Here is a 24663-nt window from a genome sequence, read left to right as displayed (position 1 = left end):
CTGCTTTAACCCTGCGCAGTAAATTCCGGAGCCTGACATGGTCGATATCGCTGCCCGCGTGCACAACCACAAATGGAAAATCGACCCTATCGTGCGGTCTCTGATCGACACTGATTTTTACAAGTTGCTGATGTGCCAGACGGTGTTCCGCAACCGGCCTGATACGCAAGTGACCTTCAGCCTCATCAACCGATCCACGCATATCCCGCTTGCCGACCTCGTGGACGAGGGCGAGTTGCGTGAACAACTGGACCACATCAGATCGCTGTCGCTGTCGCGCGGTGAGAGCACCTGGATGCGGGGCAACATGTTCTATGGCAAGCGCCAGATGTTCAATCCGGAGTTCATGGATTGGTTCGAGAACCTTCGCCTGCCACCCTATCACCTCGAAAGGGTGGGCGATCAATACGAGCTGACATTCGAGGGCTCATGGCCCGAAGTCATGCTGTGGGAAATCCCCGCGCTGGCCGTCATCATGGAGCTACGCTCGCGCGCGGTTCTGCACAAGATGGAGAGGTTCGAGCTTCAGGTGCTGTATGCCCGCGCGATGACCAAGCTGTGGGAAAAGGTCGAGACGCTGCGCGAGGTTCCCGGCCTTCGACTGGCCGATTTTGGCACGCGGCGGCGGCATTCGTTCCTTTGGCAGGACTGGTGCGTGCGCGCCATGCAGGAGGGGCTGGGCGATAATTTTGTCGGCACCTCCAATTGCCTGATCGCGAAGAACCGTGACCTTCAGGCCATTGGCACCAATGCGCACGAGCTGCCCATGGTCTATGCCGCGCTTGCCGAGGATGACGAGGCGCTGGCCCGCGCGCCCTATGATGTCCTGAGCGATTGGCACGAAGAACATGACGGCAATCTGCGCATCATTCTGCCCGACACCTATGGCACCAAGGGCTTTTTGCTAAATGCGCCCGACTGGCTCAGCGGCTGGACCGGTGTTCGCATCGATTCGGGCGATCCGGCGACCGCTGCCGAAATGGCGATCGACTGGTGGAAGCGTCAGGGCGAGGATCCATCGCAGAAGCTGATCATCTTTTCCGATGGCCTGGATGAGGCCAAGATTGCCGAGCTTCATGCGCAATTCTCGGGCCGGGTGCGGGTGTCCTTCGGCTGGGGCACGTATCTGACCAATGACTTTCGCGGCCTTGTGCCCGGCGATGCGCTGGCCCCGTTTTCGCTTGTGTGCAAGGCGGTCGCGGCCAATGGGCGGCCCACGGTCAAGCTGTCGGATAACCCGAACAAGGCGATGGGCCCGGCCGATGAGGTCGCCCGCTACAAGCGCGTCTTTGGCGTTGGCGAGCAGACCAAGTTGAAGGTCGAGGTGTGAGCAGGCCATGACAGAGATTATCCTGATCCGCCACGGGCAGGCCAACTCCGGGGCCGCCGACGAGGCGGGATATGACCGCCTTTCGGAAATGGGCCATCGTCAGGCCGCGTGGCTGGGCGAGTGGCTGAACGCGACTGACCCGCAGTTCGACCGCATCATCACAGGCACGCTGACACGCCAGCGCCAGACCGCGGCGGCGATGGGCTTTGCCTCCACCTCCGAGGATGCGCGCCTGAACGAGCTGACATATTTCGATCTGGCCCGCGCGATGGAGGTGCAGCACGGTGTCGCCGCGCCTGACAGCGCCTATGATTTCTATCGCTACATGCCGCAGGTGATCTCGCACTGGGCCGAGGACCGCCTCGTCGATATTCCCGAGACATTCGGCAGCTTCCATACCCGCACCGTAGCGATGATCGAAGAAATTGCCGCGCAGCATGGGCGCAGCATGCTGGTCACTTCGGGCGGCGTGATCGGCATGGTCATGCGGCATGTGCTTGGGCTCGATACCGATTCCATGACGCGCATGATGCTGCGCACGCACAACAGCTCGGTCCATCGGCTGCGGTACGTGCATGGCCAGTTGGTGCTGGACAGCTTCAACGCGACACCGCACCTTGACGCCGCAGACCGGGCCCATGCCCGCACTTTTATCTAAAAACGGCAGGAGGCCGCAATGAAACTCTATTACGCGCCCGGCACCGTATCCGTGACGATCCCCATCGCCCTGCACGAGGCCGGGCTTGCGTTCGACAGTTACAAGGTCAGCTTCAAGGATGGCGAACAGACCAAGCCCGCCTACCACCAGATCAACCCCAAGGGACGCGTGCCTGCCCTCGAAGTCGAAGGGACCGTTCTGACCGAAACGGGCGCGATCCTCGATTACATCGCGGCCATTGCACCGGGGGCAAGGCTGATGCCGGAGGCGCCCGTCGAGGCCGCGCGTGTGCGCGGTGTAATCCACTATCTGGCCAGCACGATGCAGGTAAACCACGCCCACGGCCCGCGCGCCTATCGCTGGGCCGAACGGGAAGAGTCGCACGCCGATATGCGCGCCCAAGTGCCCAAGACGATGACCGCCAGCGCCACCTACGTCGAAGAGCATTGCCTGACAGGCCCCTTCGTCATGGGCGATCGTGTGACGGTGGCCGATCCGCACCTCTTTGTGATGTGCCAATGGCTCAAGGGCGACGGCGTCGACGTGGCAAACTTCCCGCGCATCACGGCCTTTCGAGAGGCAATGGAGGCGCGTGCGTCGGTCAAGGCGGTCCGCGCCGCCGGCATGTTCTAAGGGAGGCCAAGCATGACACATCTGTGGGTCCGGGCCGAGCAGCGCCCGAATGAAGAGCGCGTCGGACTGACGCCCGAAGGCGCGCGCGAGCTGATGGCCGCCGGTATGAAAGTGACGGTCGAGCAGAGTGACCAGCGCGCCATCCTGATCGACGGCTACCGCGATGCGGGCTGCGACATCGCCGCCGCCGCCAGCTGGCCGGACGCGCCCGAGGATGCCATCATCTTCGGTCTCAAGGAGCTGCCCGAGGATGGCACGCCCCTGCCGCATCGCCACATCATGTTCGGTCATGCCTTCAAGGGACAGCATTCCGGGCGCGCCCTTCTGAACCGATTTCGCGAGGGGGGCGGCACGCTTTATGATCTGGAGTATCTGGTGGACGAGGACGGCCGCCGCGTTGCCGCCTTCGGCTATTGGGCCGGGTATGCGGGCGCTGCCGTCACTGTGAAGGCATGGGCGGCGCAGCAGCGCGGGGGCATTTGCCCCGCTGTCGCCACTTATGGTGGCAAGGATGCGCTGCTGGCCGATCTGGCGCGCGACCTCGGCGGCCTGCGCATCCCTTCGGCCATCATAATCGGCGCGCTGGGCCGCGTTGGCACCGGGGCGGCGGACCTTTGCACCGCCATGGGCCTCGCGCCGACCCTCTGGGATATGGCCGAGACGTCGCAGGGCGGCCCGTTTCCGCAGATCTTGGAGCATGACATGTTCCTCAACTGCATCTTTGCGCGCCCGGGCACCCCCGTTTTCGTGCCGAAGGCCGCGTTGGAGGCGCCGCGTGACCTCACGGTAATCGGCGATGTCGCCTGCGATCCTGACAGCGATTACAACCCGGTCCCCATCTATGATGCNGCCGCGTTGGAGGCGCCGCGTGACCTCACGGTAATCGGCGATGTCGCCTGCGATCCTGACAGCGATTACAACCCGGTCCCCATCTATGATGCGGCCACCGACTGGGCCGCGCCGGCGCGGCGGGTGCATGATGCGCCCCCGATGGACGTCATGGCCATCGACAATCTGCCCTCCCTGCTTCCGGTGGAATCCTCGCAGGACTTTGCCGCCCTCCTCTTGCCCTCGCTGCGCGCTTTGGGCCATCTTGATCGAGGCGTCTGGGGACGGGCGCACGAAACATTCACGACGGCAATGAAAGGCCACTGACATGACGATCCATTGGTGTGGAACGGGCCTTTCGGCCATCCCGGGCCTGCGCAGGCTGATCGAGGCAGGGCATGAGGTGACGGTGTGGAACCGCAGCCTTGGCAAGGCGCAGGATGCGGTGGGCGACCTTACCCAACGCATCCAGACTTTCGACATGGACGCGCTGGCTGCCGAGGTGCAGGCTGGCGATATCGTGGTCTCGATGCTGCCCGGCGACTGGCATGTGCCCCTCGCCGAGATGTGCCTGACCAAGAGCGCGCATTTCGCCAGCTCCTCCTACATCGCGCCTGAAATGCGCGCGCTGCACGCGCGGGCCGAGGCCGCAGGTCTGACCTTCGTCAACGAGATCGGCCTCGATCCCGGTATCGACCACCTGATGGCGCACACCCTCGTCGCTGATTACCGCGCTAGCGGCACGGTCGATCCCGAAAACGATCTGACCTTCCTCAGCTATTGTGGCGGTATCCCCAAGCATCCCAATGCGTTCCGCTACAAGTTCAGCTGGTCACCCCTCGGAGTGCTCAAGGCACTGCGCTCGCCCTCGCGCTCGATCCGCGACCATGCCGAGCTGCGTGTCGATCGCCCTTGGGACGCGATCAGCAGCTATTCGGCGCCGCTGCCCGCGCCTGAGACGTTCGAGGTCTATCCGAACCGAGACAGCGTCCCCTTCATCGCCGATTACCGCTTTGATCCAGAATGGCGGGTCAAGGAGTTCGTGCGCGGCACCCTGCGCCTCAATGGTTGGACCGACGCGTGGAGCGATGTCTTTGCCGAGGTCGAGACGCTTCAGGGCCCCGAGGGGGATGCCCGCCTACGCGAGATGTCCGACACGTTCTGGGGCGAGCATGCGTATGACGAGGGTGAGCCTGACCGCGTGGTCATGTGCGTCTCACTCAAGGCCGAGCGCAACGGCGCCGCCGTCTGGCACAAGACATATGTGATGGACGCATGGGGTGATGCGCGCGGCACCGCGATGGCGCGCCTCGTCTCGATCCCGCTCTCCATGGCGATCGAATCGGCTTTGGCGGGCGAGCTTCCCGCAGGGGTCAGCCCCGCGCCCCACGATCCGGCCCTGATCGAGCGCTATATGGGCGAAGTGCGCCGCCTCGCACAGCATGTCGAAGTCGTGGATCATCTGGCGGGCTGAGGCGCCAGCGCTTTCATTGTTCTTCAAATACTCACATCGCGCGGCCCAAAACTACCGGGCCGCGCGCCATTTCAAGGCCAGACCATGCCCAGAAAACCCACCAAGGAGCCGTCTCGCAAGCGATCGCCCTTGGCGTGGCTGCGGCGGTGGTCGCTCTGGACGCTGATCACGGGCGCGCTGGTCATGGGCGCGGCCTCGCTCTGGCATGGGTTTGTCGCGCCGCCGGGGCCGACGTTCTACATGAAGCAGGAGGCGCGCAGGCTCGGGCAGATCGCCTATGTCTGGACGCCTATCGACGATATCGCGCCGGTGATGGCCCGCGCTGCCGTCGCGGCGGAGGATGCCAATTTCTGCAATCACTGGGGCTTTGACATGCGCGCGATCCGCGAGGTGCTGGAGCGGGGCGGCGCCCGCGGCGCGTCGACGATCAGTCAACAGACCGTCAAGAACGTCTACCTGTGGCATGGCCGGTCCTGGCCTCGCAAGGCGCTCGAGGCAGCGATGACGCCTGTCGTCGAGACCGCCTGGTCCAAACGGCGCATCATCGAGGTTTATCTGAACGTGGCCGAGTTCGACGAGGGCATATTCGGCGTTGGCGCTGCGGCCCGTCACTATTTCGGCGTCAATGCCGCTGATCTTACCGACCGGCAGGCTGCGCGGTTGGCCGCGATCCTGCCTGACCCCAAGAACCGTTCGGCCAGTCAGCCCAGCGATTGGGTGAGAAAACGCGCCGCCTCGATCATGGACGGCGCGGCCACGATCCGCCGCGACGGGCGTGCTGCGTGTTTCGAGGATTGAAAACCACACGCTTACCGGGCATGGAAGGGCACCCGTCTCAACAAAGGTCCGCCACGTCATGGCCAAGCTCTATCACGTTCCCCTGTCGCCCTTCTGCCGAAAGGTCCGCCTGAGCCTTGCCGAGAAGAAGATCGAGTGCGAGCTGGTGGAGGAGCGATACTGGGAGGAAAACCCGGATTTTCACCGCCGTAACCCGGCCCGCAAGGTGCCCGTCTTGCGTATCGACGGGCGCACCCTGCCCGAGAGCGCTGCCATCTGCGAATATCTCGAAGAGAAATACCCCGAACCTCCGTTGATGCCGCGCGGTGCAGAGGGCCGCTATGAGGTGCGCCGGCTGGTGGCCTGGTTCGACGACAAGTTTCATCACGAGGTCACGTCCAAACTGCTCTACGAGCGGGTGAACAAAAAGATGATGGGCGCTGGCTTTCCCGATAGCGGCAACGTCAAATCGGGCGCCAAGGCGATCAAATATCACCTCGATTACATGGCCCACTTGCTGGAGCAGCGCCGCTGGCTGGCTGGCGACGTCATGACGCTGGCCGATTTCGCCGCCGCCGCGCACCTGAGTGCGCTGGATTACATCTCGGACGTGGATTGGAACCGCAGCGATGTGGTCAAGGATTGGTACGCCAAGATCAAGTCACGTCCCGCGTTTCGCAGTATTCTGGCCGATCAGGTTTCGGGGTTTCCCCCGCCGCGGCACTATTCCAACCTCGATTTTTGAAGCGGGGGCCCGATGGGGTATTTGACCCAAGAAAAAGCATGGACGGTCTGAAAGAGCGACTGGTTGCGCAGGCACGGGCCGAATGGTTTGACCTGGCCCGGATTTGCAGGCCCGGTGACGTGCCGCAGGTGCCGGATCGCCTCGCCTCGTTTCTGGAGGCGGGCTATCATGGCCAGATGGGCTGGCTGGCCGAGCGCAGTCACTGGCGCGGCAACCCCGCCGCGCTTTGGCCCGAGGCGAAATCCGTCATCATGCTGGGCGAAAGCTATACGCCCGAGCATGATCCTCTGGAGGTTCTGAGGCACCCGGAGAAGGCTGCGATTAGTGTCTATGCGCAGAACAAGGACTATCATGACCTCGTCAAGAAACGGCTGAAACGGCTTGCGCGCTGGCTGATCGCCGAGACGCCCGGCGCATCTGACGACGTCGAGGTCAAAGTTTTCGTTGATACCGCGCCCGTCCCCGAGAAGCCATTGGGCGAGGCGGCAGGTCTGGGCTGGCAGGGCAAACATACCAATCTCGTCAGCCGTGATCTGGGCAGTTGGTTCTTTATCGGCTCAATCTTTACCACGCTTGATCTGGAGCGGGATGCGCCCGAGGCGGATCACTGCGGCAGTTGCCGTGCCTGCCTCGACGTGTGTCCGACGAATGCCTTTCCCGCGCCTTACCAGATGGATGCGCGGCGCTGCATTTCCTATCTGACGATCGAACATCACGGCCCGATCGATCCGGAACTGCGCGTCCTGATGGGCAATCGGATCTATGGCTGTGACGACTGTCTGGCCGTTTGCCCGTGGAACAAGTTCGCCCAGGATGCGCGCGAGATCCGCTACCATGCGCGGCCCGATCTTCTGGCGCCGCCCTTGGCGGAGCTTGCCGGTCTGGACGACGCCGCCTTTCGTGCGAAATTCTCGGGCAGCCCGATCAAGCGGATCGGGCGCAATCGCTTCTTGCGCAATGTGCTTTACGCCATCGGCAACTCTGGACAACCAGATCTGGCTGAGGCCGCGCGCCCGCATCTGGTCGATCCGGATCCGGTGGTCGCGGAGGCGGCGGCCTGGGCGCTGGAGCGACTGGACGCTGCCGCAAAAGGGATGGATTAGGCCCGATGTCCGTCATATGGCGAGAGGCGCGTCACTCAGGAGAAATGACATGGCGATTTTGCTCGGCGTGGATACCGGCGGCACCTATACCGATGCGGTCCTTATCCGTGATGAGGCCGAGGTGATCGCAAGCGCCAAGGCCCTTACAACGCGTCACGACCTCGCCATCGGGATTGGTGCGGCGGTGGAAAAGGTGCTGGCCGATAGCGGGACCAAACCGGCCGATATCGCGCTTGCGTCCCTGTCGACCACATTGGCGACGAATGCGCTGGTCGAGGGGCAGGGCGGGCGCGTCGGTCTGATCTATATCGGTTTTCGCGCGCAAGATCTGGATGGGCACGGGCTGCGCGCCGCGCTGGGCGGTGATCCGGCCCTGATCCTTGAAGGCGGGCATAATCATGCTGGCTACGAGGCGCGGCCTCTGGACATGACTTCACTTGAGGCGTGGCTGCGCGAGGATCGCGGGATTTCCGCCTTTGCGGTCGCGTCCCAATTCGCCACGCGCAATCCTGAGCATGAATTGGCAGCGCAGCGCATGATCGCGGAGGTGACGGGGCGGCCCGTATCATGTTCGCACCATCTGTCGGCCAAGCTGAACGGGCCCAAGCGGGCCTTGACCGCGCTTCTTAACGCGCGCTTGATCGGCATGATCGCGCGCTTGATCGAAAAGGCCGAGGGCAAGCTGGCTGATCTGGGCATAGACGCGCCCCTGATGGTGGTGCGGGGCGATGGCGCGCTTATCAGCGCTAATCAGGCTCGAGAGCGCCCGATCGAGACAATTCTAAGCGGTCCGGCTGCGTCCATTGTCGGCGCGCGCTGGCTGACGGGCGTTGATACGGCGCTGGTGTCGGATATCGGAGGCACGACCACCGATGTCGCGGTTCTGCGCGGGGGCAAGCCGATGATTGATCCGGCGGGCGCGCAGGTTGGCCCGTGGCGCACGATGGTCGAGGCGGTTGGTATGCGCACCACCGGCCTCGGCGGCGATAGCGAGGTTCATGTGCAAGCGGATGGTCTGGCCGGGGGCGTTGTGCTTGGCCCTCGCCGCGTGCTGCCCGTCAGCCTGATTGCGCAGGATGCCCCCGACGTGGTGCATCGCGCGCTTGATGCGCAGCTGCGCAGCACTGTGCCGGGCGAGCATGACGCGGCCTTCGTGCGGGCCGTGCCGGGCGTCGAGGCGGGCGGTCTGGCCGAACGCGACGATGCCCTTCTGGATCGGATCGCGCGCGGCGGCGTGCAGCCGGTCGGCGCCGTCTTGCGCACGCGGCTTGAGGGGCAGGCGCTTACGCGTCTGGTGGCACGCGGCCTGGTCCAGATCTCGGGCGTGACACCCTCCGACGCCAGCCATGTTCTGGGGCATGCCACCGCGTGGGATAGCGAGGCCGCGCAAAAGGCGCTTGCCTTGCTGGCGCGTAAACGGACCGGATCAGGCAATCTCATCGCGGGCGATGCCGCAGACATGGCGCGCATGATCGTCGATCAGCTAACCACGCAGACGGTTCTGGCCATTCTCGAGACAGGGTTTGCCGAAGAGGAGTCGGCATTCGGCCTCGCGCCCGATCAGTTGGCGCGGCATGTGTTGATGCAACGCGGCATGGACCAGCATCAGGGTCTGATAAGGTTGAATGCGGGTCTGAATGTGCCTGTCGTGGGCTTGGGTGCCTCGGCGGCGACCTATTATCCGGCGGTCGGCAGGCGCCTTGGCTGCGAGATGATACTGCCCGAACACGCGGGTGTTGCCAATGCCATCGGCGCGGTCGTGGGCCGCGTTACCATCCGGCGCAGTGGCACTGTCACCTCGCCGTCAGAGGGGCTTTTCCGCGTGCATCTGGAGACCGGCCCCGAGGATCACCGCGAGGTGAGTGCGGCCCTTGATGCGCTTGAGTCGGCGCTGCGGGCCGCGGCGCGCGCCGGCGCCATCACGGCTGGGGCCGAGGATATTCAGATCACCGCCACACGCGATCTGCGCACGGCGCAGGCCGAGGCGCGGCAGGTGTTCCTGGAGGGTGAGATCACGGTCGAGGCGTCGGGGCGACCGCGCATTGCAGGTTAGACGCCAATTGCGCCCATGTCCCATGCGGGGGATTTGCTTTAGCCTGCGGGCAAGACGAGTCAGTGAAAGGACGCTGCCATGAGTGCCGCCAAAGATTTCGATGCAGACATCGCCTCGCGCCTTGAGGGCCTCAAGGACGAGGGATTGTACAAGACCGAGCGTGTCATCACCTCGCCCCAGTCAGGGCGCGTATCGCTGGAAAGTGGCGCAGAGGTCGTCAATCTGTGCGCGAATAACTATCTCGGTCTGGCCGACAATTCAGAGATCATCGGTGCCGCCAAGGAGGCGCTGGATCGCTATGGATTTGGCATGGCGTCGGTGCGGTTCATTTGCGGCACCCAGGAAGAGCACAAGGCCCTTGAGGCGCGCATCGCCGACTTCCTCGGGACGGGGGACTGCATCCTCTACCCCAGTTGTTTCGACGCGAACGCAGGTTTGTTCGAGACTATTCTCGGCCCCGAGGACGCGATCATCAGTGATGCGCTGAACCACGCGAGCATCATTGACGGTGTGCGCCTGTGCAAGGCGCAGCGCTATCGCTATGCAAATAGCGACATGGCCGATCTTGAGCGGTGTTTGCAGGAGGCAAAAGGTGCGCGGCACCGGCTGATTGCCACAGATGGCGTATTCTCGATGGACGGCTATTACGCCCGATTGGCCGAGATCTGCGACCTGGCGGACAAGTATGATGCGCTGGTGATGGTCGACGACTGTCATGCCACCGGGTTTGTCGGCGCTACCGGGCGGGGCAGCATCGAGCATTGCGGCGTGATGGGCCGGGTCGATATTCTGACCGGCACGCTGGGCAAGGCGCTGGGCGGCGCATCGGGTGGCTATACCGCCGCCTCTGCGGAGGTGGTCGACTGGCTGCGCCAGCGCTCGCGGCCCTATCTTTTCTCAAACACGCTTGCGCCCGTGATTGCCGCTGCCTCGCTAAAGATGTTCGATCTGGTCGAGGCGGGGGATGATCTGCGCGCGCAGCTTTGGGACAATGCCGCGCATTTTCGCACCCGCATGACCGATCTGGGGTTCGAGCTGTTGCCCGGCGAACATGCGATCATTCCCGTCATGCTACGCGACCCCAAACTGGCGCAACAAATGGCCGCAAAACTGGGCGATCACGGGGTTTACGTGACCGCGTTCAGCTATCCTGTCGTGCCCAAGGATCAGGACCGGATCCGCACGCAGATGAGTGCCGGGCTGACGCGCGACATGCTGGATGAGGCAATTGATGCCTTTGCCAAGGTTGGCCGCGAATTGGGAGTGATCTGAATGGACAACCGCATGAAGGCATTGGTCAAGGCCAAACTCGAGCCGGGCCTGTGGATGGAGTATGTCCCGGTGCCCGAGCCGGGGCCGAAAGACGTGCTGATCAAGGTGCGCAAATCCGCGATTTGCGGCACTGACGTGCATATCTGGAAGTGGGACGAGTTCAGCGCCAAGACAGTGCCGGTGCCGATGGTGGTCGGCCATGAATTCGTGGGCGAGATTGCCGACACCGGCAGCGCCGCAACGCGCTACAAGATCGGCCAGCGGGTCAGTGGCGAGGGGCATATCGTCTGCGGCACCTGCCGGAATTGCCGCGCCGGGCGCGGACAGCTATGCCGCAATACCAAGGGCGTTGGCGTGAACCGGCCCGGCAGCTTTGCCGAATATGTCTGCATCCCCGAGATGAATGTCGTGCCGGTCCCAGATGACATCACGGACGAAATCGCGGCCATTTTCGATCCGTTTGGCAATGCGGTGCATACCGCGCTCAGCTTTGATCTGGTGGGCGAGGATGTGCTGGTGACCGGCGCGGGGCCGATCGGGATCATGGGCGCGCTGGTTGCGTCAAAGGTCGGTGCGCGGAAGGTGGTGATCACGGACATCAATCCCTATCGCCTCGATCTGGCGCGCCGCATGGGCGTGCCGCATGTCGTCGACGTCTCGAAAGAAAAGCTTGGCGATGTCATGGCGCGCATCGACATGCACGAAGGCTTTGACGTGGGCCTCGAGATGTCGGGCGCTGCTGCGGCCATGCAGCAGATGATCAGCCATATGAACAACGGGGGCAAGATTGCCCTGCTGGGCATCGCGCCCACCGAGTTCGCGGTCGATTGGAACGCCATCATCTTCAAGATGCTGCACGTCAAGGGCATCTACGGCCGCGAGATGTTCGAGACGTGGTACAAGATGATCGCGCTGGTTCAATCGGGCCTCGATGTCAGCGGGCTGATCACGCATCGCATCGGAATAGATGATTTCGAGCAGGGGTTCGCTGCCATGATTTCAGGCAATTCGGGCAAGGTGGTGATGGATTGGTAGCGCCGCGCGCTTTGCCACCGGCGGGATTTGGTTGTTTTTGCCAAGAAAAAGCATGTATTGCGCTCAATCCAATGAGAGCCGCGTGAAATATCGGTTGGATTTTCATGCGGCGCGGCCATCTATGAGGGCAAGAGCCGTCATCGAGAGGAGTTTTCCATGACCCGCTATACCAAAGACCCCGATGCAATCGCGCGCCTTAGTCCCGAAGAGTTTCACGTGACGCAAGAAAGCGGCACGGAGCGGCCCGGAACGGGCAAGTATCTGGGCAACAAGGCGCCGGGGATCTATGTCGACATCGTTTCCGGCGAGCCGCTGTTTGCATCCGCGGACAAATACGAGAGCGGCTGCGGCTGGCCCAGCTTTACCAAGCCGATCGAGCCGGCGCATGTGTCCGAGTTGCAGGATGACACGTTGGGTATGCGCCGCGTCGAAGTGCGCAGTGCGCATGGCGACAGTCATCTAGGCCATGTCTTTCCCGACGGGCCGCGCGACAGGGGCGGTCTGCGCTACTGCATAAATTCGGCCTCGCTTCGTTTTGTCCCCAAGGACGAGATGGAGGCAGAAGGCTATGGCGAATATCTGAATCAAGTGGAGGACCGGGCATGAGTGAGCAACGCGCCGTATTGGCAGGAGGATGTTTCTGGGGGATGGAGGATCTGATCCGCAAACGGGAGGGCATCCTGTCGACGCGGGTGGGCTATACGGGCGGTGACGTGCCCAATGCCACCTACCGCGATCATGGCACCCATGCCGAGGGGATCGAGATCATCTTTGACCCGGACAAGATCAGCTATCGCGAGATCCTTGAGCTGTTCTTTCAGATCCACGATCCGACCACATTGAACCGGCAGGGCAATGACGTAGGTATCAGCTATCGTTCGGCAATTTACTATGTCGATGATGCGCAAAAGCTGGAGGCGCGGCGCACGATCCGCGACGTGGAGGCCAGTGGCAAGTGGCCCGGCAAGGTCGTGACCGAGGTCGAGCCCGTCGGCGACTTCTGGGAGGCCGAGCCCGAGCATCAAGACTATCTGCAGCGCGTGCCGAACGGTTACACTTGCCACTTCCCGCGGGCCGACTGGGTTTTGCCGCGCAGCTAGAGGCCGGGGCTATATGCCCCCACCAAGATAGCGCCTTGGCCTTGACCTCGGTCGGGGCCAGGCGCATGCATGGCCGCAAAAGGAGCCATGCCGATGCAGCCGGTCAAGGCGATCTCGCTGAAACTATGCGCGGTCGTTCTCTTCATCATCATGTCGTCGCTGATCAAGGCGGCCTCAGACGAGGTGCCGGCAGGCCAAGCCGTTTTTTTTCGATCCCTTTTTGCCGTGCCGGTGACGGTGGTGTGGCTCATCATGCTGGGGCAGCTTTCGACCGGGCTGCGCGTGAAATCCATCTGGGGGCACGCGGGGCGCGGCATTGCGGGGACGATGGCTATGGCCATGATGTTCGCCGGTCTTGCGCTTTTGCCTTTGCCGGAAGTGACGGCGCTCAGCTACACATCCTCGCTGCTTATCGTGATCTTCGCGGCGCTTTTTCTGGGTGAGAAAGTCGGCGTCTTTCGCATCAGCGCGGTTTGCGTCGGTCTGATCGGTGTGCTTGTCATCCTCGCACCGAAGCTCAGCGTTTTTGGCGGTGGCCCCGTCGCGGCTTCCGAGGTGCTGGGCGCGGTGGTGGTGCTGATCGGGGCCACATTCGCGGCGATTGCACAGATCACGATCCGTTCGATGGTGCAGACCGAGCATCCGGCGGCGATTGCCTTTTATTTCTCGGTGACGGCAACGGTCCTGTCAGCCATGACGATGCCGTTCGGGTGGGTCATCCCGTCCGGTTGGCTGGCGGGGCAATTGGTGCTGGCGGGCGTGATCGGCGGGGCGGCACAGATATTTCTCACGCTGTCTTATCGCCATGCGGACGCCAGCATCGTGGCGCCCTTCGACTATGCCTCCATGCTCTTTGCGCTGGTCATCGGCTATTTCATCTTTGATGAGGTGCCAACCGGGCCGATGCTGATCGGGGCGGCCTTGATCGCTGCTGCGGGCATCGCAATCATCCTGCGCGAGCATCACCTCGGCCTCAAGCGGGGGCGGGCCAGGGCGCTTCGGACGCCGCAGGGGTAACGGAACGGCGCAGGCAAGCCGCGCGTTTGATATGCAACTGCACTTCAACGCGAGGCCAAAATGTCCAATACATTTCAGACGATCAATCCCGCTACGGGCGAGGCGATCGATAGTTACAGCTATTTCACCGATGCCGAGATGAACGCCAAGATCGATGGCTGTCACGAGGCTTTTCTGAGTTGGCGCAAGACCGACCACGCCGCGCGTGGCAAGATCCTCAAGGCGATTGGCCAAGGCCTGCGTGACAACAAGGAAGAGCTGGCTCAGCTGATGACCCAGGAAATGGGCAAGCTGTTGAAGCAGTCGCATCAGGAAGTCGATCTCTGCGCCGCCATTTGTGACTATACGGCCGAGCATGGCCCCGACGTATTGGCCCCGGAGGACCGCGAGATTGCCAACGGAGAGCGGGGCCGCGTCGTTCACGCGCCAATTGGCGTCATTTACGGCATCCAGCCGTGGAATTTCCCGGCCTATCAGGTGGTGCGCTATTCGATAGCCAACCTGATGGCTGGTAATGGTGTTCTGCTGAAGCACGCGGCGAATGTCACCGGATCTGGCCTGCTGCTCGAGCGGATTTATCGGGACGCCGGCCTGCCGGAGAACCTTTTTACGGTGTTGATCATCTCGCACGACCAGTCCGACCATGTCATTGCCAACGACAAGGTACGCGGCGTGACCCTGACGGGCAGTCCCGGCGCAGGCAGCCATGTGGGCGAAAAGGCAGGCAAGGCGTTGAAGAAATCAGTGCTGGAACTGGGTTCGAACGATGCCTACCTCGTGCTGTCGGATGCGGACCTGAAAATGGCGCTAGAGACTTGTGTGATGGGGCGTGTCTACAACAACGGGCAAACCTGCATCGCGGCCAAGCGGTTTATCGTGGTCGAGACGCTTTATGACGACTTTCGCGAGGCCTTTGTCGAGCGGATGGCTGCGCTGAAGGCGGGCGACCCGACCGGAGATGATGCAGACATCGGCCCGATGGCGCGCGAGGACCTGCGCGACGATTTGCAGGATCAGGTGAATGACAGCGTAAAAAACGGCGCGACCATCCTTTGTGGTGGCAAGCTGCCGGGTGGCGCGGGCTATTACTATCCTGCGACGGTTCTGGGCGATGTTGCGCCGGGTCAGCCTGCCTATGACGGTGAGCTGTTTGGTCCCGTTGCGTCATTGATCCGGGCCAAGGATGACAAGGATGCCATGCGCATTGCCAACGACAGCCGATATGGCCTTGGTGGGGGGATCCTCTCGCAGGACACCGAAGCTGCGGTCAAGCTTGCGGCGGAAGAGTTCGATACCGGCATGATCTTTATCAACGGGTTTGGCATGGCGACGCCCAACATGCCCTTTGGCGGGGTCAAGGATTCCGGATACGGGCGCGAACATGGCGGGTTTGGCATGAAGGAATTCACCAACGCCAAGGCGATCATGGTGATGAGCTGAAAGATCTTGGCTCAGGCACCCGTCGCCCACATCGCGCCATAGACGGGCCAGAACCACGCCCGCCTGAACCGGCCCAAGGGCCAGCGTTTGGGCGGGCGTTTCATGATTTCGGGGTAGAGGTTCTGTGGCTTGCGATCCTGCGCCAGATCGGCCAGCAGCGCGCCAGCGTAGGTGGCCATCGCTACACCGTTTCCATGATAAGAAAGCGCGGTGAACGCGCCGGGCATGGTGTCGATCGGCCCGGCGTAGGGCGTGAGATCGCGTGCGATGCTGAGCAGTCCATGCCAGCTGTGCGGTGTCTCGACATGGGCCCATTCGGGGAACATCGTCTCGAAATGCTGTCGGATATTGCCGTGCATCCGCGCATCGGCCCAAGGCGCGCTGAAAAGGCCGCCGCGCATGCCAAAGAGCATCCGATTGTTCGGCATCAGGCGAAAGTAATGCAGGAAAAAGCGGTCGTCATAGCAAGCTTGGCGCGTGGTCCAGCCTTGGGTGTTCAACTCATCGTCGGTCATCTGGCGTGTCACCAAGACGTTGGACTGTGTGGGCAAATAGCGGCCCTTCATCCAGTCCGGCAGATTGTCCGAGCTATAGCCGTTTGTCGCCACGATCAGGCGGCGGGCCTGAATGCGGGCCTCGGGCGTTTGCAGGCTGAAACTTGCGCCCTGGTCGATCTGGTGGACGGGGCTGTGCGCGCGAATGCGCACACCCGCCGCGCGGCACGCGTTGGCGAGTCCCTGAATGTATTTCATAGGGTTCAGGGCAAAGCCGATGGGCGTGGTCATCGCGCCATGAAACGGCCCTGACATGCCGTTCTGTGCCTGTTCATGCGCCGGAATGATCGTAGGAGAGACACCATAATCCTGCTCGACCTTGCGTGCGCGCGCCTCAAATCCGTCGAAGGCGGCGGGCGTGTGGGCCATCACCGTCTCGCCCTGCGAATGGCGGTCGACCTGCATGTGGTGGCGGTCGATCAGGTTGGCGGCAAGCTCGACCGCGTGGCGCTCGGTCGCGCGGAATTCGCGGCGCGCTTCCTCGCCGAATTGGCGCGTCAGGGCCTTGTCACTGGCCGCTGACCCGCCGAGGCAGCAAAACCCGCCATTGCGCCCCGATGCGCCCCAGCCAACATCCTGCGCCTCGAGGACGATGACGTCCGCGCCATCCTCGGCCAAGTGCAACGCGGCGGAAAGGCCGGTGAAACCTGCGCCGATTATGGCCACATCTGCCGTCAGAGTGCCGCGCGCGGGCGGGTTTGCCGCACCTTCGGTCGTGATCGGCCAATAGCAGGCGGCGCGGGGCGCCTCGCTGTAGGCATGGGCAGGGTAGATGCGCTTCATGTGCCGGCCGCGCGCTCATCCGCCTGCCGTTTCAGACTGCTTCGCTTGCTGACAAGTGAGGCGGTGATGACGCCAACAGCCACGATGGTAATCATCAGGGTCGAAAGTGCGTTGATTTCGGGGCTAAGGCCAAGACGGATCGACGACCAGATCTTGATCGGCAGCGTGGTCGACGAGGGTCCGGCGGTAAAGCTGGCGATGACCAGATCATCAAGGCTGAGCGTAAAGGCAAGCAGCCAGCCCGAAATGACCGCAGGCGCGATGATCGGCAGCGTCACGAGGAAGAACGCCTGCATTTGCGAGCATCCCAGATCCAGCGCCGCCTCCTCGAGCGATTGGTCGAAGCTGACAAGACGTGACGACACGACGACCGATACATAGCACATCGAGAAGGTCGTATGCGCCAGCACGATGGTCATCACGCCCCGGTCGATGTTGAGCCCGATAAAGAGCAGGAGCAGGGACAGGCCGGTGATCACCTCGGGCATGACAAGAGGCGCATAGATCATGCCGGAAAACAGCGTGCGGCCCGAAAACCGGCCCGCGCGCACCAGCACGATGGCGGCCATCGTGCCCAGAACTGTTGCGATCGACGAGGAAATCACCGCGACCTTGATCGTGATCCATGCGGCGTCCAGAAATGCGTCGTTCTGCAACAGCTCGCCATACCATCTGGTGGAAAACCCGGCCCAGACGGTGACGAGCTGGCTATCGTTGAAGCTGTAGATGATCAGGATCACCATCGGCAGATAGAGAAACGCGAATCCCAGCGTTAGGGACGTGGCGTTGAACCATGTGACACGCCTCATCCCTCAAGCTCCCTCTGCTTTTGCTCGTTCCGCTGAAATAGAATGATGGGGATGATGAGGATGATCAGCAGGATCACCGCCACGGCGCTGGCAACGGGCCAGTCGCGGTTGTTGAAGAACTCCTCCCACAGCACCTTGCCGATCATCAGCGTTCTGGACCCACCCAGGAGGGACGGGATCACAAACTCGCCGATGGTGGGAATGAACACCAGAAAGCAACCCGCGATGATGCCGTTTTTCGACAAGGGGAAGGTCACCAGCCAGAAGGCGGTGATGCGGCTGCACCCCAGATCCTCGGCCGCCTCCAGCAGCGAGCCATCCATACGCTCGAGCGCGGCGTAGATGGGCAGGATCATGAAGGGCAGATAGGTATAGACGATGCCGATATAGACCGCGACGTTCGTGTTGAGGATCGTCAGCGGTGTGGAAATGACGCCGATGCCCAGCAGGAACTGGTTCAGATAGCCTTCGTTCGCAAGGATGCCGACCCAGGAATAGACCCGGATCAGAAAGCTGGTCCAGAACGGCAGGATGACCAGCATCATCAGCGTCGGGCGCCAGTGATCCGGGGCGCTCGCCATGCCGTAGGCGATGGGATAGCCGACGAGCAGGGTCAGAAACGTGGCGATGAACGCAATCTTGAGCGAGGACAAATATGCCTTCCAATAAAGATCGTCGGTCGTCAGAAATTCGAAATTCTCGAAATCGAGACCGGCGAAGAACGTCTTGATCCCCTCCCATCCCGCGCCGAGGTCCAGCGTCGGGGTGTAGGGCGGGATGGACAGCGCAATGTCGCTGAGGCTGATCTTGAGCACGATCAGAAACGGCACGAGAAAGAGCGCGACGAGCCACAGGTAGGGAACGGCGATCAAGATGGCGCGGCGCATGGCTTAACCCTCCAACAGGACACCGGCAGTGTCGGTCCAACTGAGCCAGACGGTATCCTCCCAGGTGAAGCTGCGGCGTGACAGGCGGCGCGTATTGGCCGTTTGGGCCTTGATGACCTGGCCCGTCTCCAGCTTGACATGGTAGGTCGAGAGGTTTCCGAGGTAGGCGATGTCGAGGATCTTGCCCTTCAGCGCATTTGACGCCTCGGGCTTGTCGGCGGTGATCGTGACTTTCTCGGGGCGGATCGCCAGATGGCAGGTCTGCCCGTTCTGGAGCGTCTTTTCCGATTTCGCATGCAGCGTTGGTTGGCCCTCGGCAAAAGCGATGTCATAGCCGGTGCCGTTCTTGGTGGCGCGGCCTTCGATGATGGTCACATCGCCGATGAAATCCGCGACATAGACGGAATTTGGCGCCTCATAGATATTTGCGGGCGTGTCGGCCTGCATGATCTTGCCGTCGTCCATGACTGCGACGCGGCTGGCGACGGTCATCGCCTCTTCCTGGTCGTGGGTCACAATGACAAAGGTCGTGCCGGTTTTCTCCTGAATATCCACCAGTTCGAATTGCGTGTCCTGCCGCAGCTTGGCGTCCAGTGCGCCCATAGGCTCGTCCAGAAGCAGAAGTTTTGGCGCCTTGGCGAGGCTGCGGGCCAAGGCGACGCGCTGGCGTTGACCGCCAGAAATCTGATGTGGCTTGCGCTGGGCGAATTTTTCCAGCCGGACAAGCTTCAGCATTTGCGTGACGCGATCTGCAATCTTGTCCTTGGGCATCTTGTCGCGTTTGAGACCGAAGGCGATGTTGTCGTAAACCGACAGATGCGGGAACAGGGCGTAGGACTGGAACATCATGTTCACGGCCCGCTTGTTCGGCGGGATCGGCGCCAGATCGACGCCGTCCAGCACGATCTGGCCCTCCGTCACCTTTTCAAACCCGGCGAGCATCCGCATCAGCGTGGTCTTGCCACAGCCCGAGGGGCCAAGCAGGGCAAAGAATTCGCGTGCGTAGATATCGAATGTCTGATTGTCGATTGCGGTGAAGTCACCGAAACGCTTGGTCACGTTCTTGAACTGAATCAGCGGCTTTGCCTGCGGATCGTTCCACGGCTCGAAAACGGTCTGGCTCATCGTGGCTCCCGGTCGGGGGTGTTGAAAAAGCCCGCGCAGCACGAGTTGCGCGGGCTGGATCGCCGGGGGCTATCAGGTGCCCGACTTGATCTTGGTCCACAGGCGCGTGACGGTGCGCTGCACCCGCGGATCCCAAGGCGTGGTGGTGAAGAGGTTGTTGATCGTCTCTTCGTCCGGATAGATCGCCGGATCATTGATCACGTCATCGACCAGCAGCTCCTGGCTCGCCTTGTTGCCGTTGGCGTAATAGACGTAGTTCGACGCAGCCGCTGCATTCTCCGCGTCCATGATGAAGTTCAGGAACTGATGCGCCTCATCGACATTGGGCGCATCCACGGGGATCGCCATTTGATCGAACCACATCTGCGCGCCTTCCTTGGGCGCGTTGTATTCGATCTCGACATCATTGTCGGCCTCGGCGGCGCGGTCACGCGCTTGCAGGATGTCGCCCGACCAGCCGATGGCGACGCAGATATCGCCGTTGGCCAGCGCGTTGATATACTCGCTCGAGTGGAACTTGGAGATATACGGGCGGATCGCGGTCAGCACGGGCTCGGTCGTGGCAATCACGTCCGGGTCGTGGCTGTTGGGATCTTCGCCCATGAACTGCAGGGCCATCGGGATCATCTCGGCGGGCGCGTCCAGCATGTGAACACCGCAGGATGCCAGCTTTTCCATGTTCTCGGGATTGAATACCAGCTCCAGCGAATCGATTGGAGCGTCCTCGCCGAGGACTTCCTGAACCTTGGCGACATTCACACCGATGCCGGTGGTGCCCCACATGTAGTTGATCGAGTAGGCGTTATCGGGGTCATACTGCTCTGTGCGTTCCTCGACGACATCCCACATGTTCTCGATGTTCGGCAGTTTGGATTTGTCCAGCTCCTGAAACGCGCCGGCCGTGATCTGACGCTGAAGGAAGGTGCCCGACGGCACGACGACATCATAGCCCGAGCCGCCTGCCAGCAGCTTGGTCTCAAGGACCTCGTTGCTGTCGAAGACGTCATAGATCAGGTCGATGCCGGTTTCCTCTTCGAACTTCTCCAGCAGTTCTTCGTCGATGTAGTCGGACCAGTTGTAAACACGCACCTCTTGGGCGGTGGCGGCGCCGGCCATCAGTGCAACGGCGGCTGTGGTGGTCAGAATGGTCTTTTGCATTATCTTCTCCCTATGGATCGGTGATCTTGTCACCGCTGCCGCGAATTTGATCAAGTTTATCGCATATGGCAATATGGTAATGTTTTCATGAGGTCGTTAAACTCGCAACCTTGGACATGGAAATCGATCGGAGCGCAGCGCGCGATGCAGCTTTCTGCCCTTAAATTCAGCAGCGCCGACGTCGGTTTGCCGGCGCATGCCCAAGTGTATTTGCGCCTGCGCGAAATGGTGCTCTACGGCGATCTGACGCCGGGACAGGCGGTGACGATTCAGGGGCTGACGACGCGTCTCAATGCGGGAATGACCCCGGTGCGCGAGGCGATCCGTCGCCTGACATCCCAAGGCGCGCTGGAATTCCAGGGCAATCGCCGGGTCTGCGTGCCGCAGCTGGACGCGGCCGCCATCAGCGAGATCATCGTCGCGCGCGAATGGCTGGATCCTTACCTGACGCGCCGCGCTGTAGAGCGTGCCGAGGCCCCTGATATCGATGCGCTGGCCGCGATCGACGGCGCGCTTGACGGGGCAATTCGGCAGGGTGATTTGCGCAGTTACCTGCATCTGAACCATCAGTTTCACCTCACCCTTTACACGCTGGCGGAATCGCCCATTCTGGCGGATCTGGCCGAGGGGTTGTGGCTGCGGTTCGGGCCCGCGATGCGGGTTCTGTGCGGGCGGCTGGGCACGCAGAACCTTCCAGACAACCACAAGGATCTGCTCTGTGCGATGCGCGCGCAAGATGCCGATGCGGCCGCCGCTGCGATCGGTGCGGATGTCCGTCAGGGCATGGATCAGCTGCGCGCGTCGCTTGACGAAGCCGCGCAAGCCGCCGCTGAACAGACCCGCGATGGCGAGTGATTCGATTGACAAACTGGAATTTGATCATATTTTGGGACCAATCGCGCAAAGCGCCGCACCCACCCCATTTTTATGATAACGAAAGGCCAGCTCATGAACATGATCGCCAATCACCCGCCCACGTCCGAGCTTCAGGCGCTGGACGCCGCCCACCACATGCACCCCTTCACCCATGCGGGCGAGCTTAAGGAAAAAGGCGCGCGTATCATCGCACGGGCCGATGGCGTGACGCTGACCGACACGGATGGCAACGACTATCTTGACGCGATGGCGGGCCTTTGGTGCGTCAACATCGGCTATGGCCGCGAAGAGATGGCCGACGCTGCCGCACGCCAGATGCGCGAGCTGCCTTATTACAACACGTTTTTCCAGACGTCCCACGTGCCCGCCATCGCACTGGCGAACAAGCTGTCGCAGCTTGCACCGGGCGATCTGAACCACGTGTTCTTTGCAGGCTCAGGCTCGGAGGCGAATGATACCAACATTCGCATGGTTCGCACCTACTGGGCGCAAAAGGGTCATCCCGAAAAGAACATCATCATCAGCCGCAAGAACGCCTATCACGGCTCGTCAATGGGCAGTGGCAGCCTTGGGGGCATGTCCTTCATGCACGAGCAGGGCGGTCTGCCGATCCCGGATATTTGCCATATCGACCAGCCGCATTGGTGGGCCGAGGGCGGCGACATGACGCCCGAGGAATTCGGGCTGGAGCGTGCGCGCCAGTTGGAGAAAAAGATCGAAGAGCTGGGCGAGCACCGCGTCGCGGCCTTCATCGCCGAGCCCATTCAGGGCGCGGGCGGCGTCATCATTCCGCCCAGCACCTACTGGCCCGAGATTCAGCGCATCTGCGACGCGCATGATATCCTGCTGATCGCGGATGAGGTGATTTGCGCATTCGGGCGCACGGGCAAATGGTTCGGCAGTCAGACCCTCGACATCCGCCCGCATATCATGACCATCGCCAAGGGTCTCAGCAGTGGCTACGCGCCCATCGGTGGCTCGGTTGTCTGTGACGAGGTGGCCGAGGTCATCAACAATTGCGAGTTTGCGCACGGCTATACCTATTCGGGCCACCCGATGACATGCGCCGTCGCCCTCGAAAATCTGCGGATCCTCGAAGAGGAAAACATCGTGGATCATGTCGGAAACCACACCGCCGCCTATCTTTCCGAGAAATGGGGCAGCCTTGGCGATCACCCGCTGGTTGGCGAGGCGTCGAGCATTGGCATGATGGGCGCCATCCAGCTGACTCCCGATGCCAGCCGCCGTGCGAAGTTCGCCGGCAATGAGGGCGATGTGGGTTTGATCACGCGCGAGCATTGCTTCAAGAACGGTCTTGTGATGCGCCACGTCGGCGACCGCATGATCATCTCGCCGCCGCTGGTCATCAACGACGACGAAATCGACACGCTGGTCGAGCGCGCCTGGACAGCGCTGGACCTGACGCACAAGCACCTCAAGGCCGAGGGCCTGATGAAGGCCAAGTAAGCCTGCCTTTTGCCGAATTCAGACGGGCGCGGTCATCGACTGCGCCCGTTTTTCGTTTCGAACGTCCGAAATGACCATTTCTTGTGCTGCACACCTTTTTTGACCGGGATTTTCGTCACCTCCATCTCGCATGACGGCGATTTCCTGGATCTCGCGTTCGAGGTGACATCAGCCTTCGGCACGGTCGGGCTGTCGCGAGGCGCCACCGGCGAGTTGGATACCGTCGGCCGCATCACGATCATGCTCATCATGTTTCTGGGCCGCGTCGGCCCCCTGACCCTTGGGTTTTTCCTGGCCACGCGCAGCGTTCCGCGCGTGCGGTATCCCAAGGGCAAAGTCTATCTGGGTTAATCCCTGACAAAAAGCTCGCGCGGTTGGTTGCACAGCGTTTCGGCCGGGCCATCCTCGGTGATGAGGATCGTCTCGGTGATCTCCATCCCCCAGGTTTCCATCCAGAGGCCGGGCATGAAGTGGAATGTCATGCCCGGCTCCAGCACCGTGTCGTCGCTGGAGCGAAGGCTGATGGTGCGTTCGCCCCAGTCGGGCGGATAGCTGAGGCCGACGGGATAGCCGCAGCGCGCGCCGCGTTCGATCCCGGCCTTTTCCAATGCGCCGTTCAGCGCCTCGGCAATGTCGCGGGCCCGCGCGCCTGCGCGCGCAGCCTCGATCCCGGCGCCGAGACCCTCGATCATGGCGCCCTCGGCGCGGCGCATCTCATCGGTCGGCTTGCCCAGCATCATCGTGCGGCAGCAGGGCGCGTGATAGCGGCGATAGACGCCCGAGATTTCAAAGAATGTCGCCTCATCCCGCATGAAGGGCCGCCCGTTCCACGTCAGGTGCGGCGCGCCCGCCTCGCTGCCGGAAGGCAAAAGGGGCAGGATGGCCGGATAATCGCCCCATGCGCCGGGAATGCCGCGCACGGCATCGCGCAGGATCTCGGCCACGATCTCGTTCTTGGGGATGCCCGGCTCAACCCGCTCGCGGAGTCCATTGATGATCTTGTCGGTGATGCCCGCCGCCTTGCGCATGCAGGCGATCTCTTCGCTTGATTTTACTGCGCGCTGCCAGTTGACCAGCGCGGTGGCGTCGATCAGCGTCGCATCAGGCAATTCGTCTCGCAGCACCTGATAGGCCTTGGCCGAGAAATAGTAATTGTCCATCTCGACACCGATCCGGGCCGCGCCCAGGCCCAGATCCTTGAGCCGCTCCGCCAGATCCTCCATCGGGTGATGCACGGTGGACTGAACGTATTTGTCGGCGTAGCCCCAGACGCGCTCATCCTCCATCCAGACGGTCCGCACGCCGCCGTTGGCATCCATGCTGCGGCCCCACCAGACCGGATCGGCATCGGGAAACACCAGCACGCCTTGATGCACGTAGAACGACCAGCCGTCATAGGCGGTCAGCCAGTTCTGGTTGGACGGGTCGGTGCAGAACATCACGTCGATATTCGCGGCCTCCATCGCGCGGCGGGTTTTCGTCAGCCGTCTTTGATATTCGGCGGTGCTGAAAGGGATGTCCTTTTCGATCATGTCTGGG

General features: G+C 62.1%; 23 protein-coding genes and 1 pseudogene. 18 read left to right on the top strand and 6 right to left on the bottom strand.

What is annotated here, in order from left to right:
- Positions 1–37 precede the first annotated feature (37 nt).
- The 15 genes from pncB to V8352_RS06960 all read left to right on the top strand — a co-directional run bounded on the left by pncB (position 38) and on the right by V8352_RS06960 (position 15465).
- Positions 38–1330, top strand: coding sequence for a nicotinate phosphoribosyltransferase (gene pncB / locus V8352_RS07030; RefSeq protein WP_336423558.1), 1293 nt, complete (start codon positions 38–40; stop codon positions 1328–1330).
- A gap of 7 nt (positions 1331–1337) precedes the next feature.
- Positions 1338–1988, top strand: coding sequence for a histidine phosphatase family protein (locus tag V8352_RS07025; protein WP_336423557.1), 651 nt, complete (start codon positions 1338–1340; stop codon positions 1986–1988).
- An 18-nt stretch (positions 1989–2006) separates the two neighbouring features.
- The gene (locus V8352_RS07020; RefSeq protein WP_336423556.1) at positions 2007–2621 is read left to right on the top strand and encodes a glutathione S-transferase family protein; all 615 of its coding nucleotides are present in this window, start codon (positions 2007–2009) and stop codon (positions 2619–2621) included.
- Between the two features lie 12 nt (positions 2622–2633).
- Positions 2634–3776, top strand: coding sequence for a saccharopine dehydrogenase (locus V8352_RS07015; protein WP_336423555.1), 1143 nt, complete (start codon positions 2634–2636; stop codon positions 3774–3776).
- 1 nt (position 3777) lies between these two features.
- On the top strand, positions 3778–4923 hold the full coding sequence (locus tag V8352_RS07010; RefSeq protein WP_336423554.1) for a saccharopine dehydrogenase family protein: 1146 nt from the start codon (positions 3778–3780) through the stop codon (positions 4921–4923).
- Between the two features lie 84 nt (positions 4924–5007).
- Positions 5008–5721, top strand: a complete 714-nt coding sequence (gene mtgA, locus V8352_RS07005) for a monofunctional biosynthetic peptidoglycan transglycosylase (protein WP_336423553.1) — start codon at positions 5008–5010, stop codon at positions 5719–5721.
- Positions 5722–5779: 58 nt separating this feature from the next.
- On the top strand, positions 5780–6445 hold the full coding sequence (fzlA, locus tag V8352_RS07000) for an FtsZ-binding protein FzlA (protein WP_336423552.1): 666 nt from the start codon (positions 5780–5782) through the stop codon (positions 6443–6445).
- A 38-nt stretch (positions 6446–6483) separates the two neighbouring features.
- Positions 6484–7548: a tRNA epoxyqueuosine(34) reductase QueG gene (gene queG, locus V8352_RS06995; RefSeq protein ID WP_336423551.1), complete on the top strand. Its 1065-nt coding sequence runs from the start codon at positions 6484–6486 to the stop codon at positions 7546–7548.
- Between the two features lie 49 nt (positions 7549–7597).
- Entirely contained in the window at positions 7598–9601 is a 2004-nt protein-coding gene (locus V8352_RS06990; RefSeq protein ID WP_336423550.1) for a hydantoinase/oxoprolinase family protein, read from the top strand.
- A 78-nt stretch (positions 9602–9679) separates the two neighbouring features.
- Entirely contained in the window at positions 9680–10873 is a 1194-nt protein-coding gene (locus V8352_RS06985; protein ID WP_336423549.1) for a glycine C-acetyltransferase, read from the top strand.
- Complete coding sequence (tdh, locus tag V8352_RS06980; protein ID WP_442970975.1) at positions 10874–11908, top strand: L-threonine 3-dehydrogenase; 1035 nt, start codon at positions 10874–10876, stop codon at positions 11906–11908.
- A 156-nt stretch (positions 11909–12064) separates the two neighbouring features.
- On the top strand, positions 12065–12514 hold the full coding sequence (gene msrB / locus V8352_RS06975; RefSeq protein ID WP_336423548.1) for a peptide-methionine (R)-S-oxide reductase MsrB: 450 nt from the start codon (positions 12065–12067) through the stop codon (positions 12512–12514).
- Positions 12511–13008, top strand: a complete 498-nt coding sequence (gene msrA, locus V8352_RS06970) for a peptide-methionine (S)-S-oxide reductase MsrA (protein ID WP_336423547.1) — start codon at positions 12511–12513, stop codon at positions 13006–13008. The genes msrB and msrA overlap by 4 nt, the downstream gene beginning before the upstream one ends.
- 93 nt (positions 13009–13101) lie before the next feature.
- A complete protein-coding gene (locus V8352_RS06965) occupies positions 13102–14025 on the top strand; it encodes a DMT family transporter (RefSeq protein ID WP_336423589.1) in 924 nt (307 codons plus the stop codon).
- Positions 14026–14085: 60 nt separating this feature from the next.
- Positions 14086–15465 carry an NAD-dependent succinate-semialdehyde dehydrogenase gene (locus V8352_RS06960; RefSeq protein ID WP_336423546.1) on the top strand — a complete coding sequence of 460 codons (1380 nt, stop codon included), beginning with the start codon at positions 14086–14088 and terminating at the stop codon, positions 15463–15465.
- An 11-nt stretch (positions 15466–15476) separates the two neighbouring features.
- Here V8352_RS06960 and V8352_RS06955 read toward each other — a convergent pair whose 3' ends face one another.
- The 5 genes from V8352_RS06955 to V8352_RS06935 form a co-directional block, all read right to left on the bottom strand.
- Positions 15477–16802, bottom strand: coding sequence for an NAD(P)/FAD-dependent oxidoreductase (locus V8352_RS06955; RefSeq protein WP_336423545.1), 1326 nt, complete (start codon positions 16800–16802; stop codon positions 15477–15479).
- Positions 16799–17611 carry an ABC transporter permease gene (locus V8352_RS06950; protein WP_336423544.1) on the bottom strand — a complete coding sequence of 271 codons (813 nt, stop codon included), beginning with the start codon at positions 17609–17611 and terminating at the stop codon, positions 16799–16801. The genes V8352_RS06955 and V8352_RS06950 overlap by 4 nt, the downstream gene beginning before the upstream one ends.
- Entirely contained in the window at positions 17608–18498 is an 891-nt protein-coding gene (locus V8352_RS06945; protein WP_336423543.1) for an ABC transporter permease subunit, read from the bottom strand. The genes V8352_RS06950 and V8352_RS06945 overlap by 4 nt, the downstream gene beginning before the upstream one ends.
- A 3-nt stretch (positions 18499–18501) precedes the next feature.
- On the bottom strand, positions 18502–19623 hold the full coding sequence (locus V8352_RS06940) for an ABC transporter ATP-binding protein (protein WP_336423542.1): 1122 nt from the start codon (positions 19621–19623) through the stop codon (positions 18502–18504).
- A 72-nt stretch (positions 19624–19695) separates the two neighbouring features.
- Positions 19696–20781 carry a polyamine ABC transporter substrate-binding protein gene (locus V8352_RS06935; RefSeq protein WP_336423541.1) on the bottom strand — a complete coding sequence of 362 codons (1086 nt, stop codon included), beginning with the start codon at positions 20779–20781 and terminating at the stop codon, positions 19696–19698.
- A gap of 144 nt (positions 20782–20925) precedes the next feature.
- Between V8352_RS06935 and V8352_RS06930 the strand changes: the two genes are divergently transcribed.
- From V8352_RS06930 to V8352_RS06920, 3 genes and pseudogenes are all read left to right on the top strand, one after another.
- Positions 20926–21636 carry a GntR family transcriptional regulator gene (locus V8352_RS06930; protein ID WP_336423540.1) on the top strand — a complete coding sequence of 237 codons (711 nt, stop codon included), beginning with the start codon at positions 20926–20928 and terminating at the stop codon, positions 21634–21636.
- Between the two features lie 93 nt (positions 21637–21729).
- Positions 21730–23124 carry an aspartate aminotransferase family protein gene (locus V8352_RS06925; protein ID WP_336423539.1) on the top strand — a complete coding sequence of 465 codons (1395 nt, stop codon included), beginning with the start codon at positions 21730–21732 and terminating at the stop codon, positions 23122–23124.
- 105 nt (positions 23125–23229) lie between these two features.
- Positions 23230–23475: pseudogene (locus V8352_RS06920) on the top strand (potassium transporter TrkG); the annotation flags it as partial.
- Here V8352_RS06920 and V8352_RS06915 read toward each other — a convergent pair.
- Entirely contained in the window at positions 23472–24656 is a 1185-nt protein-coding gene (locus tag V8352_RS06915; protein WP_336423538.1) for a M24 family metallopeptidase, read from the bottom strand. The pseudogene V8352_RS06920 and the gene V8352_RS06915 overlap by 4 nt on opposite strands.
- Positions 24657–24663: the final 7 nt, after the last annotated feature.

Source organism: Roseovarius sp. D0-M9, from assembly GCF_037083805.1.
Lineage (GTDB): Bacteria > Pseudomonadota > Alphaproteobacteria > Rhodobacterales > Rhodobacteraceae > Roseovarius.
The sequence above is the reverse complement of the archived record's forward strand: the minus strand, read 5'-3'. Positions and strand labels throughout refer to the sequence as shown.